Consider the following 16,619-nt stretch of genomic DNA (forward strand, 5'->3'; position numbering starts at 1 on the left):
GCCACGGGGCGGGGAGGTTTCGTGGGGTGAGGGCGTTTCACGCATCGGTCGTGTCTCTTCTCGGGGATCGACGGGTCCCGGGCAGCGGCGCGGCCGCCGGGCCCCGGGTTCTGGCGAGTTCGGAGGCGCTGGCACGCTCGTCGCTGCTCCTGAGCCGCTGGTAGACGCGGGCACTGACCCCGGCCAGGTACTCGCCGTGCTGGAACTCCTCGGTACGCGGGCGCTTCTCGTCGACCGCGAAGGTCTCCACGATCCGGCCGGGCCGTTCGCTCATCACGGCGACGCGGTCGCCGAGGAAGACCGCCTCGTGGATGTCGTGGGTGACGATGACGGCGGCGGTGCCGAGGGCGTGCAGGGTCTCGGACAGAACACGCTGGAGGCGTTCGCGGGTGAGGGTGTCGACCGCGCTGAACGGCTCGTCGAGCAGCAGGGCCACCGGGTCGATGGCGAGGGCGCGGGCGAGGTTGACGCGCTGCTGCATGCCTCCGGACAGGGCGGCGGGCCTGAAGTCGTCGAAGCCCGCGAGACCGACGAGTTCGAGCAGGTCGTCGGCGCGCGTCCGGCGTTCGGCGGCTCGGAGCCGGCCACTGTGCGCCCTCAGCCGCAGCCCGAACTCGATGTTCTTGCGCACGCTCCACCAGGGAAAGAGCGAGGGCTGCTGGAAGACGTATCCGCTGTCGGTCCCCCCGGCGTCGGGGGGCCGCCCCTGGAGGGTGGCGGTGCCCGCGTCGAGGGGGGCGAGTCCCTGGAGCACCCGCAGCAGCGTGGTCTTGCCGCAGCCGCTCGGGCCCACCACGGCGAGCACTTCGCCCCGGCCGACGGTCAGGTCGACGCCGTCGAGGACGGGCAGGGGCCCCGAGGCCGTCTTGTAGTGGGCGTGGGCGCCCGCCACCTCGATGACCGGCTGGGCCGGAGTCCCGGGTGCGGCCGGTGTGTTCATGCCTGCTCCGTTTGTGCGGTGCGGGCCGCGTTCATGCGCCGTTCGAAGAACGCGACGAGTGCGGTGAGGACGATGCCGATCACGCTCAGCGTGACGACACCGACATAGACGTCGTCCGTCTTGAGGTTCTGCTGGCCGGAGATGATGAGGTAGCCGAGGCCCGAGGTGGAACCGAACAGGTCGGCGGCGACGAGCGCGATGAGGGACCGTCCGATGGCGAGTCTGAGCCCGGTCAGGATGTACGGGGTGGTGCCGGGGAGGGTGAGGAAGCACAGGGTCTCGAAGGAGTCGGCGCGGAACGACCGGGTCACGTCGCGCAGTCCGCCGCCGATGACGGTGGCCGCACCCGCCTGGGTGTTGATGGCCAGGGGAAAGAACCCCGAGGCGGCGACGATGGCGACCTTCGAGGTGAAACCGAAGCCCAGACCGACGATGACCAGCGGCGCCACGGCGATGACGGGGATCGTGTAGAGCGCGGTCACCCAGGGGCCGAGCGCGGCGCCGATCCAGCGGTTGGTGCCGAGCAGCAGACCGGTCACCACCCCCGCGACGGTGGCGATGGCGAGTCCGATGAGCAGTTGGGCGAGGCTGAGCCCGATGTCGGGCCCGAGCGTGCCGGTCCGGAAGAGGGTGGTGGCGTCCCGGACGATCTGGTCGGGGCCGACGACGGCCAGCGGGTTGGGGCTGAACACGGTGATCACGAGCTGCCACACCGCGAGGCCGGCCACGATGGAGATCAGGGGCAGGAGCAGCCTGCGGACGCGGCTGCTCCTTGAGACCCTCGCGGTCTCGGCTGAAGTGCGCACGGGAAGTCCTCCGGTGCTCGGAGCGATGCGGCGGATGGGAGGGGAGCGACGAGCGGCGGCTCGGGGCAGGACGTCATGGCCGTCGCGGCGGCGTGCGGGCCGGGACGGGGCAGGCCTCGGTGGAGGTGTGGCCGGAGAGGACGAGGCCAAGGGGAGCGCCGGGCAGGGCCGTTGAGGACGCGGGCGCGGGCCGACGGCACGGTGACGGGCCGCCGGGACGTGGCAGGCGCCGTGCCACGGCGAGTACCGGGGCGGTACACCCTTGCGGGGCGCGGCGGTCACGACCCCGCGGAGAGGGCCCGGGCACCCGGACGGCCGCTGGCGTGCCGAGGATCGGCCACGGCGCTCAGGTGCGCCGGGCGGACGCGTTCAGCGACAGACGGCCCCGCTGTAGAGAACGAAGTCGAGGTACCGTCGCCGCACGAGAAGGTCAGCAGCCGGGTTCATGCGAAGAGTATGCGCAGGGCGGTTTCCGAGTGTCAACAGGCATCGCATTTCATTGACATGAGGCGGCGTACGGAACCCGGGCCCGAGGCGCCCGCGGCTCCGGCCCCCGGGGCGCGACGGAGCCGTCCCTGTTCCGCCCGGCCCGGCACGCGGACCGGCCCGGGGAGATCCGGCGCGATGCGCACGGAAGGGCCGCCGCGCCCGTCGCCGGCCCGGGCGCGGCCGTTAACCGCCCTGTCCGACAGAGCGGTTGGCGGGCCGGACGCCCGCGCTCAGGAGGCGCCGTGCGGCGTACGGCGTGGAGCTTCGGGGGCGCGTACGCCTCAGCGTGCCGGTGCGCGGAGCCCGCCGGCCCTTTCACCGGCCCTTTCGCCGGAACGTCCGGCGGTTCTCCCGTCGGAGCGTCCGCCGGTTCTCCCGTCAGTACGACCCTCGGCTCTCCCGTCCGAACGTCCGGCGGTTCTCCCGTCCGAACGTCCGGCGCCTCTCCCGTCGGTACGTGCGTCGCTTTCGCCGCGGCCTCGCAGGGAGCGGCGCCCGCCCCGTTCGGCGATCCGGCGCTGGGAGGTGGCGGGTCTGCCGCCCGAGCGCTCCAGCCACACGCAGATCAGGTCGGTCCAGCCGTGCACCCGTGCCACACCCGAGACGTCGAGCGCCATCAGCCGCAGCAGCCGCTGGGTTCGCGCCCGGTTGCCGAAGGCGGCCCGGCGGGCGCCGAGCCGCCGCTCGAACTCGGCGAGGGCCGCCCGCACCATACGGCGGGAGACACGGATGCCGCCGGCGCGTTCGGCGAGCTGGCGCTCCATCACGGGCGCCGCGAACCGGAGCCAGCGGTCCAGTTCCGGGACCGCGTGACGACGGGCCTCCGCGGTGAAGCGGTCCCAGTCGGCACGGCCGCGCCAGCCGCGCTGGAGGGCGCGCCAGAGGGACCCGTCCCTGCGGTCGAGGCCGCGGTCCCGCACGATGCGCCTGGCCTCCTCCCGCAGCAGGTGCTCGTCGTACCAGAGCACAGGAGCGCCGTGCGGGGCGCCTTGACCGTCCTCGGGCCACACCCTGGCCACGGCCGTGGCCAGCGCGCGCGAGCCGTCGCCGACGATCCGCGCGGGACGTCCGGCCCTCTCGCGGTCCAACTCCCGCAGGAACGCGGTCCAGTGGACGGCCCCCGTGCCGGTGGAAAGCCGGGTCGCGAAGACGGCGGGCCTGCCGTCGGCCGCGTACGTCAGAGCGAGGAACACGGAGAAGGCCAGCACGGGGGCGCCGCCCCGGTCGCCCGCGCGCGGTGCGAGCAGGGGCAGTACGCCGACGAAGACCGTGCCGGGCCAGGCCTCCTGGCAGGGCGCCTGAGCCCGCCAGAGGGCTTCGGCGTACACCTCGACCCAGTCCGACACGAGGGTGCCGTGGCGGCGCGGGGCGTCGTCGGCCGCCGGGCCCCAGCGGCGGGCCGCCCGCTCGCGCACCTCCTGCCCCGCCCGGGCGTAACTCGCCCCGCGGCTCACCATGACGAGACCGGAGGCGATGTCGAACGCCGTGAACTGGTACTTGCGCGCGGTACGCAGCTCGTCCGCCTCCTGCGCGCTCTCCGCCCGGGCCGCGTCCGCTCCGGGATGAGGGACGGTCAGCGGCGCGGAGAAGCGGTGGGAGGACGCGGTGGAGCCGGGTTTGGGCATGTTGCAGACATAGAGCTGCCGCCGCCGCCCGGGCTTGCCGTACCACCCGCCCAGGACGACCTTGCTCTGCTCGTGCCCGGGAACCGGGCAAGGTGGCGGCGCCGCCACGCTCGTGTCAGACGTCACCACGCTCGTGATTACAGACGCGGGCTCCGCCGGTGTCAAGCCGGAGGCCGCCGGGCGCCTTTCGGGAAGACGACGTACCGGAAGGGCCGTGGCCCGGCGCGCGTGATCACGCCGCCGCCCCGTCCTCTCCGGTGGGGGCGGGCCCCGACACGGGTGCAGCCGCGTGGCCCGCCGTCGGCCCGGCGCCGGGCGCGCCCGCCGGCGCCGCCGTGTCTCCAGGCGCCGCGGGCGCCTGCGCCGGCACCCGCCCCGCGGTGACGCTCCCCGGCGCCTCGTGCGCGGCGAGGAAGGCCGCCACCGAGGCGTCCCAGCCGAAGAGTCCGGCCCGCGCGCGGGCCGCCTCGCGCCTCTCGCCCTCGCGCCGCGCGAGGAGTTCCTCGACGGCGTCGGCGAACGACGCCCCGCTGTCGGCGGCGGCGATGCCCGCGTCGCCGATCACCTCGGGGAGCGCCGACGAGCGGCTGGCGACCACGGGTGTGCCGCACGCGAGGGCTTCCAGCGCGGACAGTCCGAACGTCTCGGCTGGGCCCGGCGCCAGGCAGAGGTCGGCCGCGGCCTGGAGGTCGGCCATCGATCCGCGGTCCGCCACGTGCCCGAGGAACAGGGCGGGCAGCCGCTGGGCGCGTGCCCTGCGGACGAGACCGGGCAGCAGCGGCCCGTCGCCCGCGACGACGAGCAGGGCGCGCACGCCGCGGGCGCGGAGTGCGGCGAGCGCGTCGAGCGCGGTCCCCGGCCGCTTCTCGACAGACAGCCGCGAGCCGAGCAGCAGCAGTACGTCGGCGGGGCGCCCGTGTTCGAAGGAGCGCAGGTACCGTGCGCGGAGCTCCTCGCTGCGCCGCTCGGGCCTGCAGCGGTCCAGGTCCACTCCGAGGGGGGCGCGCAGGACGTTGCGCACGCCGAGGCGCAGGAACTCCCGCTCGGCCCACTCGGTGGTGCAGACGATCTTCGAATAGGCCCAGGCGCTGCGGAGGTTGAGGCGGTCGGCGGTGCGCCCCGCGGCGGCGCCCGGCACGCCCCACGTGCGCAGGACCCCGTCTGCGGTCTCGTGGGAGACCATGATCGAGCGGACCCGGTGGCGGCGGGCCCACTCCCCGGTCCAGCGCAGGGAGGTGCGGTCGGAGACCTCCAGCCTGTCGGGGGCGAGATCCTCGAGGATGCGGCGTACGGACTTCTTCGCGGCCAGGACGCGATAGCCGCCGGTGCCCGGCAGCACCGGTCCCGGCACGGTGATCACGCGGCCCTGGACGGTCTGCTCGTCGGACGCGGCGGCCCCGGGGACGATGAGGACGGGCTCGTGTCCCGCGGCGAGGTAGCCGCTGCCGAGTTCCTGCAGCGCGGTGCGCAGCCCGCCGGAGGACGGGGTGACGAAGTTGGCCATCCTGACGATGCGCAGCCCGGTCATGCGACCACCGCCGCACGCGCGTCGATGACGGCGCGGTAGTGGTCGAGGAGTTCGTCGCCGATCACGGACCACGTCCTGTGCCGCACGCTCGCACGCCCTTCGGCGCCGAACGCGGCCCGCAGCACGGGCGCGTGGGCGAGATCGAGCACGGCGCGCGTGACGGCTTCCTCGTCCTGGGGAGTGACGAGGAGTCCGGTGCCGCCGTGGTCGACGAGGTCGAGCGGCCCGCCGGCCGCGGGCGCCACGACGGGCACCCCGCTGGCCATGGCCTCCTGGACGGTCTGGCAGAAGGTCTCGTACGGGCCGGTGTGCGCGAACACGTCGAGGGACGCGAAGACCTTGGCGAGTTCGTCGCCCGTACGGCGGCCGAGGAACGCGGCGCGCGGCAACAGGCCGCGCAGGCCCATCTCGCTGGGGCCGTCGCCGACGACCACGAGGCGGACGCCGGGCAGTTCGCTGACGCCTTTGAGGAGTTCGACGTGCTTCTCGGGCGCGAGCCTGCCGACGTATCCGACGATCAGTTCGCCGTGGGGCGCGAGGGTGCGGCGGAGCGCTTCGTCGCGGAGCTCGGGGCGGAAGCGCTCGGGGTCGACGCCGCGCCGCCACAGCGCGACGCGCGGTATGCCGTGTTCCGTGAGGTCGCGTACGGCGGCGGTGGAGGGGGCGAGGGTCAGGTCGGCCGCGCAGTGCACGGTACGCAGCCTGCGCCACGCCGCGTTCCTGCCCGCGCCCACGTAGGTACGGGCGTACCCGGCGATGTCGGTCTGGTAGACGGCGACGGCCGGGAGGCCGAGCCGGGCCGCCGCGGTCATGCCGCGCGCGCCGAGGACGAAGGGGCCCGCGAGGTGTACGAGGTCGGCGCGGTGCGCCGCGAGGGCCACGGCGAGGCGGCGGCCGGGCAGCGCCACCCGCACCTGCGCGTAGCCGGGAAGGGGGACGGAGGGGACGCGGATGATCTCGCACGGCGCGTCGCCCTCGGACGCGCCCGCCACGGCGGGGGCGATGACGAGGGGTTCGTGGCCGCGTGCGACGAGGTGCCGGGCGGTCTGGAGGGCGCAGTGGGCCACGCCGTTGACGTCGGGCGGGAAGGATTCGGTGACGATGACGACACGCATACCCGTGTTGTCGTCGGACGGGACGTGTCCCTGCCAACGTCGATCTTTCCGGGTGGGAAAGGTCCTGTGAGCAATTGACTTCGGCCCCGCGGCACGCGCGCCCGCTGTCGACCGCCGCCCGCCGGCTGGGGGCGATCGACAGCGGGCGGTCGTCTACAGCGCGGTGGCGTCCGGGCCGAACCTGCTGCGTACGGCCGTCTGCACCTCGTCCTCCTCGACGGGATCGGCGGCCAGCCTGCGCAGCCGCTCCGCGACCCGTACGTCGCCCATCTCCGCGTGCAGCGCCGCGATCTCGCGGGTCGTCTCCTCGCAGTCCCAGAGGCATTCGAAGGCGAAGCCCGTCGCGTACGACGGATCGGTCGCGGCGAGGGCGCGCGCGGCCCGGCCGCGCAGCTGGGAGGAGGCGGTCTCGCGGTAGACGTGGCGCAGGACGGGCGCGGCGCAGGCGATGCCGAGGCGGCCCGCCCCGTCGACGAGCGTCCACAGCGCGGGTGCGTCGGGGCCCTCGGACCGTACGGTCTCGCGCAGGGCGCCGAGGACGAGCGGCGCGTCCTTCGCGGCGCCGCGGACGGCGAGCACCCCGGCGGCGGCGGAGCCGAGCGCGTCGGGGCGGCGGGCCCAGCCGCGGGCCCGGTCGACGGCGGCGGCCGAGCACATCCGCTCGAAGGCGCCGACCGCGGCCCGGGCGATGTCGTGGCCGTCGGCCGCCGCGCTCTCGATCAGATCGAGGGCGGCGGGGTCGCCGGTCTGGGCCAGATAGTGCAGGCACGCGCCGCGCGCCCCGGTGGCGCCGCTCCGGGCCGCCGCCAGGATCGCGGGGCGGTCCTCGGGCCCCGCGACGGCCAGGAGGCACCGGGCGGCGGGCACGTACGGCTCGCCGCCGCGCTCGTGGCCCTGCTGGGCCCAGTCGAGGACGGCCTCGACGCTCCAGCCGGGGCGCGGGCCCTCGGGGCGCAGCTGGCGCTGCCACCGGTCGAAGGAACCGCGTTCACCGGCGGCCCTGATCCTGGGGCCGACCGTCTCCCGCGGGTCGTCGGCCCAAAGGCGCCAGGGGCGGGGTTCGAACGCGTCGCGCACGGCGGCGGCGAGCGCGGACTCGCCTTCCGGGGTGGCGGGGAAGCGCGCGAGGACCGGTTCGGCGAGCGAGCGCAGGCCCTGGTCGTCGTCGCGCAGCGCCAGTTCGTCGAGGGCCCAGGCCCAGTTGGTGCCGGAGGCGGCGTAGCGGCGGAGCAGGTCGAGTGCGTCGCGCCGGCCGTAGGAGGCGAGGTGCCCGAGTACGGACAGCGCGAGCCCGGTGCGCTCCTCGCCCGTCTCGAACAGGTCCTCGGCGCGGAAGAGGTGCTGGTCGATCGCGTCGAGGCCGCCGTCCAGGTCGAGGCAGAGGCGCGCGTAGTAGAGGGAGCGGTTCTCGGCCTGCCAGTCGTGGCGCGGGTCGTGGAGCACGCAGTGGTTGAGGGCGGCGAGCGCCTCTGCCCGGGGGGCGGCGAGCGCGTGCAACGTGCCGTCGCCGCGGCCCCGCTGGAGCAGGCCGAGCAGTGTGCCGCTCGGCGCTATGACCGGATCGAACATGGGGAGAGCCTCACATCAAGCTGTCGACGCAACCGGGGGTGATTCCTGCCTAGGCCGCGCGGCAACAAGGGGGACCCGCTGTCGTCGCCTGCTTGGTGTAGACCATTTCCTCTGCCTCTCGTCGGTGGCCCGGAGCGGGCCCGTCGTCATGATGACCCAGCGTTTTCGCCACCGCGACCACATTTAGCCGGACCCGTCCCGGGGCTTCCGGTACGGACGGCAAGCGGTCGCGGGACGGGCGCCGCGCGACGCCCGCCCGTGTGCGCCCCGGGCGTGCGCCCGGGTGGTCGCGAGGCGGCTCAGTGGGCCCCGAACAGCTTCAAGAGGTCCTCTTTCCCGAACATCCGCGCCGTATCCACGGCGGACGGAGTTCCCGCTTCCGGATCGGCCCCGCCGGCGACCAGCGCCTGTACCACAGCGTCCTCGCCCTTGAAGACCGCACCCGCGAGCGGGGTCTGCCCGCGGTCGTTGGGACGGTCCGGGTCCGCGCCACGAGCGAGGAGTGCCTCGACCGCGGGGGCGTGTCCGTGATAAGCGGCGAGCATGACGAGGGAGTCGCCCCTGTCGTTGGTGAGGTTCGCGGGCACTCCGGCGTCGACATAGGCGGCCAGCGTCTGCGTCTCCCCCTGGCGGGCCAGATCGAAGACCTTCGTGGCCAGCTCGATCACTTCCGGTTCGGGCTCGGGACCCGCCGGTGCACCGGGGTTCTCGCTCATCGTGGACCGCCCTTCACGCCGCCTGCGGAGCCGTACGACGGGTGCGCCGCACGGTTGAACGGAAGACTACTGCGACGGGTTCCACTACCGCCCGCGGTGCGTCCGCGACACTTCCGCGGGGCCTCATTGAGCCGGTCAAGTGATAAACGCGATCTTTCACCCATTTGCACCTTTAGTCACATAGATACTTTCCGTCAGGATGGAACAACTCATGGTGACTGTCCCCTCAACCAGGAGAACACTCATGATTCTGTCCATCTCGGGCGTCGTGCTGCTGGGCATCATCGTCTTCCTCTTCTTCAGGAAGGACGGGCTCAAGGCGTCGCACGCCACGGTGTGTGCCCTGTTCGGCTTCTACCTGGCGGGAACGGCCATCGCGCCGAGCATCACGGCGGGAGGGGCGAGCCTCGCCGGACTGCTGGGCGGGCTCAAGTTCTGACGCCAGGACCCGCCGGCCCTCCCGGCGCCACCGGCACTTCCCCGCCCTCGAATCCCTTCCGCACCTCCAGGAGACAGCTGTGGCCCGGCGACCACTCCCCCGCATTCTGAGCAGCGGCACCACCCGTCTCACGCGTGGCCGCGAGATGGCGCGTACGGCCGCCGACGGCGCCACGGACGTCCTCCATCCGCTGATCACGCTCACGCGCGGTCTGCGGCTGCTCGCCGTGTCCGCACGGCAGAAGTGGGCCGGCACCCCGAGGGAACGGCGCGGTCCCGCGCTGTTCCTGGTGGCGGCCTGCGGGCTGGTGGTCGCGCTCATGCCGTACGGGCCGCTGCTCGCCCTCGGCACGGTCATGGCGCTGGCCGCGTGGAAGGGACACGCCCCCGCTCCCCGGCGGACCGGGCCCGACGACGCCGAGGTACGACGGCTCCAGTCCCTCTACGAGGCGCTGGTGCCGTACCTCTCCGTGCCGGAGGACCCGAGTCCGCTGTTCGCCCACGGCGGGGAGTGGACTTCCGCGTTCGACGGCCACGCGTTCGACGACGAGGGGCGCCTGACACGCCTGACGGTGTCCTACCCGCCGTATTTCACCGACGGCGACCCCGTGGCGCGCGCCACGGTGGAACAGCTCCTGCACGCCAAGTCCGGGCGGGGCAGGGAGTACCACTTCGCCTGGGACCAGGAGGGCAACCAGCTCGTGATGCGGGTGCTGCCCGCCCTGTCCACGTCGATCGCGGCGCAGCGCTTCGTCACCGTCCCCGGCGAAACGGTGCTGGGCTTCACGGACGACACCTCCGTGCGGCGCACGCTGCCGGTGGTGGCGGACGGCGAGACGCTCCAGGAGCCGCCCGTCGTCTGGCGGACGGGGCCGCGCTCGACGGAGCCGCACCTGCTGGTCGCGGGACGGCCGGGCGCGGGCGCGACGAGCCTGCTGCGCTCGATCGCGCTCCAGGCCCTCCAGCACGGCGACGTGGTGATCGTCGAGGGCAGCGGCACGGGCGAGTTCGCCGCTTTCGCCGACCGGGCGGGCGTGCTCGCCGTCGAGTCGGACCTCAGCGGGGCCCTGGCCGCGCTGGAGTGGGCGGCGCACGAGACGGAACGGCGGCTGATCGCCGCGAACCGGGCGCGCCAGGCGGGGACACCGCTGCCGGACGACGTCAAGCGCCCGCTGTGGATTCTGCTCGACCGGCCCAGCGTCTTCGCGCACCTCGCGGCGGCGGACGGCAGGCGCGACCCGCAGCAGCTGCTGGCCGTGCCGCTGCGGCACGGGCGGGCGGCCGGGGTGAGCGTCGTCGTGGCCGAGCACAGCGACGCACTGGACTGGATCGACCGGACGGTGACGTCCCACACCCTGGCGCGCGTCGCGCTCGGCGCGCTGCCCGCGGAGCTGGTCGAGTCGGTGCTCGGAGCTCCCCCGCACACCACCCCCACACCGGACGTGCCGCCCGGCAGGGGGTACGCGCGCCTCGGCGGCGGTGAGGTGCTGCGGGTGCAGGTGCCCGCGACACCCGATCCCTACGACGCGGCGGCCCAGGACGGCGCGCGGCAGGCGGTGCTGGAGATGCTGCCGCGGCGCCGCGGCGAGCCGGAGAGCCGGGAGCGGGACGAGGCTCTGGACCAGGCCGCCGACCGGACGCGGCCGGTGGAACTGGACAAGCCGGTGCGGCTGGAGGAGCCGGTGGACCTGGAGGAGCCGCTGGATCTGGACGAGCCACGGGAACAGGAAGGGCCGCTCGGTCAGGCCGGGTTGGCGGGCCAGGCCGAGCCGCTGGAGTGGCACCGGCCGCCGGCCCCCGCGCCCGGACCGCCGCCGGAGCACGCACCGGAGCCGGCCGGCCGGACCTGGTCCGCAACCGGAACCGGGCCCGCGCCCGCGGCGCACACCGTGCTCGGCGCCGCGGTCACCCCGCCCTCACCGGCCGGCGCGGCGGCACACGACGACGCGGCGGCGCAGGCCACGGAGCGGGCACCGGAGCCGTGGCCGTGCCCGGAGACCAGGCCCCACGCCGCGCCGGCCGGACACGTGTCCGTGCTGAATCCCGTGGCGGCCGAAGGCTGAGGTCTCCCGCGCGAGCGGCGTCACGCCACGAAGGTGCGCGGCGACGCGTGCGGGCCCGATTCCAGGAGGGCCGCGGCCCGGGCCAGCCGGGGCGCGGCCTCGGTGGCCACCGGGCCGGCCACCGTGAACGGCAGCCGTACGTACCCCTCGAAAGCGCCGTCCACACCGAAGCGGGGCCCCGAGGGAACCCGTACGCCCACCCGCTCGCCGGCCTCGGCCAGCCGCGAGCCGGACAGGCCGCCCGTACGGACCCAGAGCATCAGGCCGCCCGCCGGGACCTGGAACTCCCAGCCGGGAAGCGCCTCCCGGATCGCCGCGACGAGCGCGTCCCTGTTCTCCCTCGCCTGCGCGCGGCGCAGGGTCAGGGCCTCCTCCCAGCCGCCGCTCCTCATCAGCCAGTGCACCGCGAGCTGTTCGAGCACCGGTGTGCCCATGTCGGCGTAGGCGCGGGCCGAGACCAGCGAGCGGATGACGTCGGGCGCCGCCCGCACCCAGCCGATCCGCATGCCCGCCCAGAACGCCTTGCTGGCCGAGCCGACCGTGATCACCGTGCTGCCGGCCGGGTCGAACGCGCAGACACGGCGCGGCATCGCGACGTCCTCGTCAAGGGCCAGCTCCGACATGGTCTCGTCGACCACCAGGACGGTGCCGACCGAGCGGGCCGCGTCCACCAGCTGTCTGCGCTGGTCCTCGTCCGCGAGCGCGCCGGTCGGGTTGTGGAAGTCGGCGATCACGTACGCGAGCCGGGGCGCCGCGTCACGCAGCGCCTGCCGCCAGCGCGGCACGTCCCAGCCCTCCAGCCCCTCGGCCATCGCGACGGGGACCAGCCGCGCGCCCGCCTCCCGCAGCAGCTGGAGGATGTTCGCGTACGACGGGGACTCGACCGCGATGCGCTCGCCACGGCCGCCGAACAGGTGGCAGATGGCGTCCATGGCGCCCATCGCACCGGTCGTGACCATGATCTGCTCGGGCATCGTGGGGACGCCGAGCGCCGTGTAGCGGTCGGCGAGCAGTTGCCGCAGCGCGGGCAGCCCGGCCGGGTAGTCGCCGTGTGTGTGGGCGTACGGCGGGAGTTCCTCCAGCGCGCCGCCGACGGCGCGGGTCAGCCACGGCTCGGGCGCGGGCAGGGCGGCCGTGCCGAGGTCGATGAGGGAGCCGAGCGACTCGGGCGGCAGGGGTTCGAGACCGCGCGCGGGCAGCGGGTTGCCGGCCGGGACGGCGGTCCAGCTGCCCGCTCCCCTGCGGGACTCGAGGAACCCCTCGGAGCGCAGCGCCTCGTAGGCCGCCGCCACCGTCGTACGGCTCACGCCGTGCGCCACCGCGAGTTCGCGCTCGGCCGGCAGCCGGGCGGCGACCGGGACCCTGCCTTCGAGGACGAGCAGCCTGATGCCGTCGGCGAGCGCCCGGTAGGCGGGCTGCCTGCGCACGCCGGCGGCCGCCCGGCTCGCGGTACCGGGGCGCTGCGCGGCCAGCTGCCGGGCGAGCTGCGCCGCGCCGACCGCGGATGTCCACTGGGCCATGAAAGCAGTCCACCTTCCCCGGATTGGCCATGGTTGGCGTCGATCGACCTGCAACAGGCTGCTCTCGTCCGGTCCACCGATGCCATGGAAAGGGTACGCCGTGTCCTTCACACCCCGCCGGGCCCGCGGGCTGCCGCGCCGTCTCGTCCAGCTCTACGCGGGGCTCGCCCTGTACGGCGCGTCGTCCGCGCTGATCATCCAGGCCGGCCTGGGGCTCGAACCGTGGAACGTGCTGAACCAGGGCGTCGGCGAGCTGGTAAACCTGCCCATCGGCACGGTCTCGATCATCGTGGGCGCGGTCGTGCTGCTGCTGTGGGTCCCGCTGCGGCAGCGCCCCGGGCTCGGCACCGTGTCCAACGTGTTCGTGGTGGGCCTCGCCATCGACGCGACGACGGCGCTGGTACCGCGGCCGGACGCCCTCGCGACACGGATCGGCCTGCTCGCGGCGGGCATCGTGCTGAACGGCGCCGCGACCGGGATGTATCTGGCGCCGAAGCTGGGCGCGGGGCCGCGCGACGGCCTGATGACCGGGCTGCACCGGGTGACCGGCCGGTCGATCCGGCTGATCCGCACGGGTCTTGAGGTCGCCGTCGTCGCGGCCGGCTTCGCGCTCGGCGGCTCGCTGGGCGTGGGCACCGTCGCCTACGCGCTGGCCATCGGCCCGCTCGCGCAGCTGTTCCTGCGGGTCTTCGCCATCCCGGCGGCGGACGGCGGAAGTACGGACGTCGCCGGGCCGACATCCGGGGGCGCCATACTTCGCCCGTGACCCGAGTTCGCCCACGCCACCCGTACCTCGACCGTCCGACGCCGATCGCGTTCGCCCACCGGGGCGGTGCGGCGGACGGCATCGAGAACACGGCCGCCGCGTTCCGCCGCGCCGCCGACCTCGGATACGGCTACTTCGAGACCGACGTGCACGCCACCGCGGACGGCCGTCTCGTCGCCTTCCACGACGAGACGCTGGACCGGGTGACGGACGCGCGGGGCCGCATCCGCGACCTGCCGTGGGCCGAGGTCGAGCGGGCGCGCGTCGCCGGGCGCGAGCCGCTGCCGCTCTTCGAGGACCTCCTCGCCGAGTTCCCGCGCGCGCACTGGAACGTCGACGTGAAGGCGCCGGAGGCACTGCTCCCCCTCCTCGACCTGATCCGCGCGGCGGACGCCTGGGACCGGGTCTGCGTCGGCTCGTTCTCCGAGGCGCGCGTCGCACGCGCCGCCCGGCTCGCGGGAGGGCGGCTTGCCACCTCGTACGGGGTGCGGGGCGTGCTCGGTCTGCGGCTGCGGTCCCTGGGGATACCGGCTCCCGTGCGTACGGGAGCGGTCTGCGCGCAGGTCCCCGTCGCGCAGGTCGGAGTGCGGGTGGTGGACCGGCGCTTCGTCGCGCTGGCACACGCGCGCGGGCTCCAGGTGCACGTGTGGACGGTCAACGACCCGGATCGGATGAGCGCGCTCCTGCGCCTCGGCGTGGATGGCATCATGACCGATCATCTGGAGACGCTCCGCACGGTGTTCGAGTCGCACGGGGTGTGGCGCTGACCGGCGGGCGCCGTCCGCCGGGGCGGACGGGCCGGGACCGGCACACGGGGGACGGGGAGGTACGCGGGTTGACCGCAGAGACGGTGCACGCGGACAAGCTGGCGGCAGGCGACGGGCCAGGGGCCCGGAGGCGCGAGCAACGGGGCTGGTACTTCTACGACTTCGCCAACTCGGTCTACTCGACGAGTGTGATCACGGTCTTCCTCGGGCCGTACCTCACCTCGGTCGCGCGCGAAGCGGCCGACGCGCAGGGCTTCGTGCACCCGCTGGGCATCCCCGTACGGGCCGGGTCGCTCTACGCGTACACGATCTCGGTGTCCATCGTGCTCGCGGTGCTGCTGATGCCGTTCGTCGGCGCGATCGCCGACCGTACGGGCCGCAAGAAGCCGCTGCTGGCGGCCTCGGCGTACGTCGGCGCCGCAGCCACGGCGGGCATGTTCTTCCTGGACGGCGACCGCTACCTGCTCGGCGCGGGCCTGCTGATCGTGGCGAACGTGGCGCTGCCGGTCTCGTCCGCGCTCTACAACGCGTATCTGCCGGAGATCGCGGAGCCGGAGGAGCGGGACCGGGTCTCGTCGCGCGGCTGGGCCTTCGGCTACACGTCCGGCGCGTTCGTGCTGGTCCTCAACCTGGTGCTGTATTCCGGCCACGACTCCTTCGGGGTGTCGCAGTCGACGGCGGTGCGGATCTGCCTGGCCTCGGCGGGGCTGTGGTGGGGCGTGTTCACGGTGGTGCCGCTGCGCAGGCTGCGGGACCGCCGCGCCGCCGCCCTAGCCGGTCACGGGGAGCGGGACCTGGCGCCGGGTGCGTCCGGGGCGCCCCGCGCGGGGATGGCTGCCGGGTGGCGGCAGCTCGCGGGGACGCTGCGCGACATGCGGCGCCATCCGCTGACGCTGGCGTTCCTGCTGGCGTACCTGATCTACAACGACGGCATCCAGACCGTGATCTCGCAGGCCTCCGTCTACGGCTCCGACGAGCTGGGGCTCGGGCAGAGCACCTTGATCGTCGCGGTGCTCCTGGTGCAGATCCTGGCGGTCGCGGGGGCGCTCGCCATGGGCCGGCTGGCTCGGGTCTACGGAAGCAAGCGGACGGTCCTCGCGTCACTCGGCGTATGGACCCTCATCCTGGTGGGCGGATATTTCCTGCCGTCGAAGGCGCCGGCCTGGTTCTTCGGCCTCGCCGCCGCGATCGGCCTGGTGCTCGGCGGCAGCCAGGCCCTGTCGCGGTCGCTGTTCTCGCACATGGTGCCCGCGGGCAAGGAGGCCGAGTACTTCTCCGCGTACGAGCTGAGCGACCGGGGCCTCAGCTGGCTCGGGCCCCTCGCCTTCGGTCTCGCGTACCAGCTGACCGGCAGCTACCGGGTGGCGATCGTCTCACTGCTGGTGTTCTTCGTGGCGGGTTCCGTGCTGCTTGCGCGGGTACGGGTGAGGCAGGCGGTGACCGAGGCGGGCAACGCCGTGCCCGAGCGGATTTAGACGCCGGGATGAAAGGGCGGTAGTGTACGCGTTTGGTCTCCCAGCCGTACCGTTCCTGCGAGGTTCTGTGCGCAAAATACGGGGCGACATCTCCTGCGAGAGGTGACAATCCGGGCGCTGGCGGGTAACCGAACACCAGTGAGGACAGCGGTACGACGGGCGACGCAGCACCGGAACGGGAATCTTTACCGCCGACCGGACGTTGACCGGAAGACGACGACAGCGACAACTTTGTCCTGTGGGCGACAAGCCCGGGAGGCACGATTCATGAGTGAGCGAGCTCTCCGCGGCACGCGACTCGTGGTTACCAGCTACGAGACGGACCGCGGCATCGATCTGGCCCCGCGCCAGGCGGTGGAGTACGCATGCCAGAACGGCCATCGATTCGAGATGCCGTTTTCGGTAGAGGCGGAAATTCCGCCGGAGTGGGAGTGCAAGGCGTGCGGCGCCCAGGCACTCCTGGTGGACGGGGAAGGCCCCGAGGAGAAGAAGGGCAAGCCTGCTCGTACGCATTGGGACATGCTCATGGAGCGGCGTACGCGCGAGGAGCTCGAAGAGGTCCTGGCCGAGCGGCTCGCCGTTCTGCGGTCCGGTGCCATGAACATCGCCGTGCATCCTCGGGACAGCCGGAAGTCAGCCTGACTCCGGACCGTCCCGGCGCGATCGCGCGGGCGTGAAAGACAGAGCCGCGGGGGGGGGGGGGGGGGGGGGGGGGGGGGGGGCGGGGGGGGGGGGGGGGGCGGGGGGGGGGGGCGGGGGGGGGCGGCCGGGGCCGGGGGGGGGCGGCGGCGCGCGGGGGGGG

The 16,619-nt window shown here is 74.1% G+C and carries 13 protein-coding genes and 1 pseudogene; 6 read left to right on the forward strand and 8 right to left on the reverse strand.

The genetic code is table 11. The annotated features are described in order from the left end of the window. Positions 1 to 37: 37 nt before the first annotated feature. From LCE31_RS20585 to LCE31_RS20615, 7 genes are all read right to left on the reverse strand, one after another. Positions 38 to 940: an ABC transporter ATP-binding protein gene (locus LCE31_RS20585; protein ID WP_225016256.1), complete on the reverse strand. Its 903-nt coding sequence runs from the start codon at positions 938 to 940 to the stop codon at positions 38 to 40. Beyond that, positions 937 to 1,746 carry an ABC transporter permease gene (locus LCE31_RS20590; protein WP_225016258.1) on the reverse strand — a complete coding sequence of 270 codons (810 nt, stop codon included), beginning with the start codon at positions 1,744 to 1,746 and terminating at the stop codon, positions 937 to 939. Before LCE31_RS20590 ends, LCE31_RS20585 begins: the two co-directional genes overlap by 4 nt. 770 nt (positions 1,747 to 2,516) lie before the next feature. After that, positions 2,517 to 3,989, reverse strand: a complete 1,473-nt coding sequence (locus LCE31_RS20595) for a hypothetical protein (RefSeq protein WP_225016261.1) — start codon at positions 3,987 to 3,989, stop codon at positions 2,517 to 2,519. Between the two features lie 103 nt (positions 3,990 to 4,092). Then, positions 4,093 to 5,388, reverse strand: a complete 1,296-nt coding sequence (locus LCE31_RS20600) for a glycosyltransferase (protein ID WP_225016263.1) — start codon at positions 5,386 to 5,388, stop codon at positions 4,093 to 4,095. Further along, positions 5,385 to 6,503, reverse strand: a complete 1,119-nt coding sequence (locus tag LCE31_RS20605) for a glycosyltransferase family 4 protein (protein WP_225016265.1) — start codon at positions 6,501 to 6,503, stop codon at positions 5,385 to 5,387. The genes LCE31_RS20600 and LCE31_RS20605 overlap by 4 nt, the downstream gene beginning before the upstream one ends. 153 nt (positions 6,504 to 6,656) lie before the next feature. After that, positions 6,657 to 8,072, reverse strand: a complete 1,416-nt coding sequence (locus LCE31_RS20610) for a HEAT repeat domain-containing protein (protein WP_225016267.1) — start codon at positions 8,070 to 8,072, stop codon at positions 6,657 to 6,659. A gap of 299 nt (positions 8,073 to 8,371) precedes the next feature. Then, a complete protein-coding gene (locus tag LCE31_RS20615) occupies positions 8,372 to 8,788 on the reverse strand; it encodes an ankyrin repeat domain-containing protein (RefSeq protein WP_225016269.1) in 417 nt (138 codons plus the stop codon). A 244-nt stretch (positions 8,789 to 9,032) separates the two neighbouring features. On the opposite strand from LCE31_RS20615, the gene LCE31_RS20620 reads away from it, so the two are divergent. Next, positions 9,033 to 9,227 (forward strand): hypothetical protein, encoded by a 195-nt coding sequence (locus LCE31_RS20620; protein WP_225016271.1) that lies wholly within the window; start codon positions 9,033 to 9,035, stop codon positions 9,225 to 9,227. 79 nt (positions 9,228 to 9,306) lie between these two features. Continuing rightward, a pseudogene (locus LCE31_RS20625) lies at positions 9,307 to 10,807 on the forward strand (hypothetical protein); the annotation flags it as partial. A 502-nt stretch (positions 10,808 to 11,309) separates the two neighbouring features. Here LCE31_RS20625 and LCE31_RS20630 read toward each other — a convergent pair. Further along, on the reverse strand, positions 11,310 to 12,809 hold the full coding sequence (locus LCE31_RS20630) for an SCO1417 family MocR-like transcription factor (protein WP_225016275.1): 1,500 nt from the start codon (positions 12,807 to 12,809) through the stop codon (positions 11,310 to 11,312). Positions 12,810 to 12,909: 100 nt separating this feature from the next. Here LCE31_RS20630 and yczE point away from each other — a divergent pair, with 100 nt between their 5' ends. The 4 genes from yczE to LCE31_RS20650 all read left to right on the forward strand — a co-directional run bounded on the left by yczE (position 12,910) and on the right by LCE31_RS20650 (position 16,459). Further along, positions 12,910 to 13,575 (forward strand): membrane protein YczE, encoded by a 666-nt coding sequence (yczE, locus tag LCE31_RS20635; protein ID WP_225016276.1) that lies wholly within the window; start codon positions 12,910 to 12,912, stop codon positions 13,573 to 13,575. Further along, positions 13,572 to 14,342, forward strand: coding sequence for a glycerophosphodiester phosphodiesterase (locus LCE31_RS20640; protein ID WP_225016278.1), 771 nt, complete (start codon positions 13,572 to 13,574; stop codon positions 14,340 to 14,342). The genes yczE and LCE31_RS20640 overlap by 4 nt, the downstream gene beginning before the upstream one ends. A gap of 68 nt (positions 14,343 to 14,410) precedes the next feature. Then, positions 14,411 to 15,817, forward strand: coding sequence for an MFS transporter (locus LCE31_RS20645; RefSeq protein WP_225016280.1), 1,407 nt, complete (start codon positions 14,411 to 14,413; stop codon positions 15,815 to 15,817). Between the two features lie 267 nt (positions 15,818 to 16,084). Beyond that, positions 16,085 to 16,459 (forward strand): RNA polymerase-binding protein RbpA, encoded by a 375-nt coding sequence (locus LCE31_RS20650; RefSeq protein ID WP_030757047.1) that lies wholly within the window; start codon positions 16,085 to 16,087, stop codon positions 16,457 to 16,459. Positions 16,460 to 16,619 lie beyond the last annotated feature (160 nt).

Origin of the sequence: Streptomyces sp. 8L (genome assembly GCF_020176795.1) — a bacterium.
Taxonomy (GTDB): domain Bacteria; phylum Actinomycetota; class Actinomycetes; order Streptomycetales; family Streptomycetaceae; genus Streptomyces.

Coding starts and splice junctions, on each gene's coding strand:
- LCE31_RS20585 (WP_225016256.1), bottom strand. CDS start 940: ATGAACACACCGGCCGCACCCGGGACTCCGGCCCAGCCGGTCATCGAG.
- LCE31_RS20600 (WP_225016263.1), bottom strand. CDS start 5,388: ATGACCGGGCTGCGCATCGTCAGGATGGCCAACTTCGTCACCCCGTCC.
- LCE31_RS20605 (WP_225016265.1), bottom strand. CDS start 6,503: ATGCGTGTCGTCATCGTCACCGAATCCTTCCCGCCCGACGTCAACGGC.
- LCE31_RS20610 (WP_225016267.1), bottom strand. CDS start 8,072: ATGTTCGATCCGGTCATAGCGCCGAGCGGCACACTGCTCGGCCTGCTC.
- LCE31_RS20615 (WP_225016269.1), bottom strand. CDS start 8,788: ATGAGCGAGAACCCCGGTGCACCGGCGGGTCCCGAGCCCGAACCGGAA.
- LCE31_RS20620 (WP_225016271.1), top strand. CDS start 9,033: ATGATTCTGTCCATCTCGGGCGTCGTGCTGCTGGGCATCATCGTCTTC.
- LCE31_RS20630 (WP_225016275.1), bottom strand. CDS start 12,809: ATGGCCCAGTGGACATCCGCGGTCGGCGCGGCGCAGCTCGCCCGGCAG.
- LCE31_RS20650 (WP_030757047.1), top strand. CDS start 16,085: ATGAGTGAGCGAGCTCTCCGCGGCACGCGACTCGTGGTTACCAGCTAC.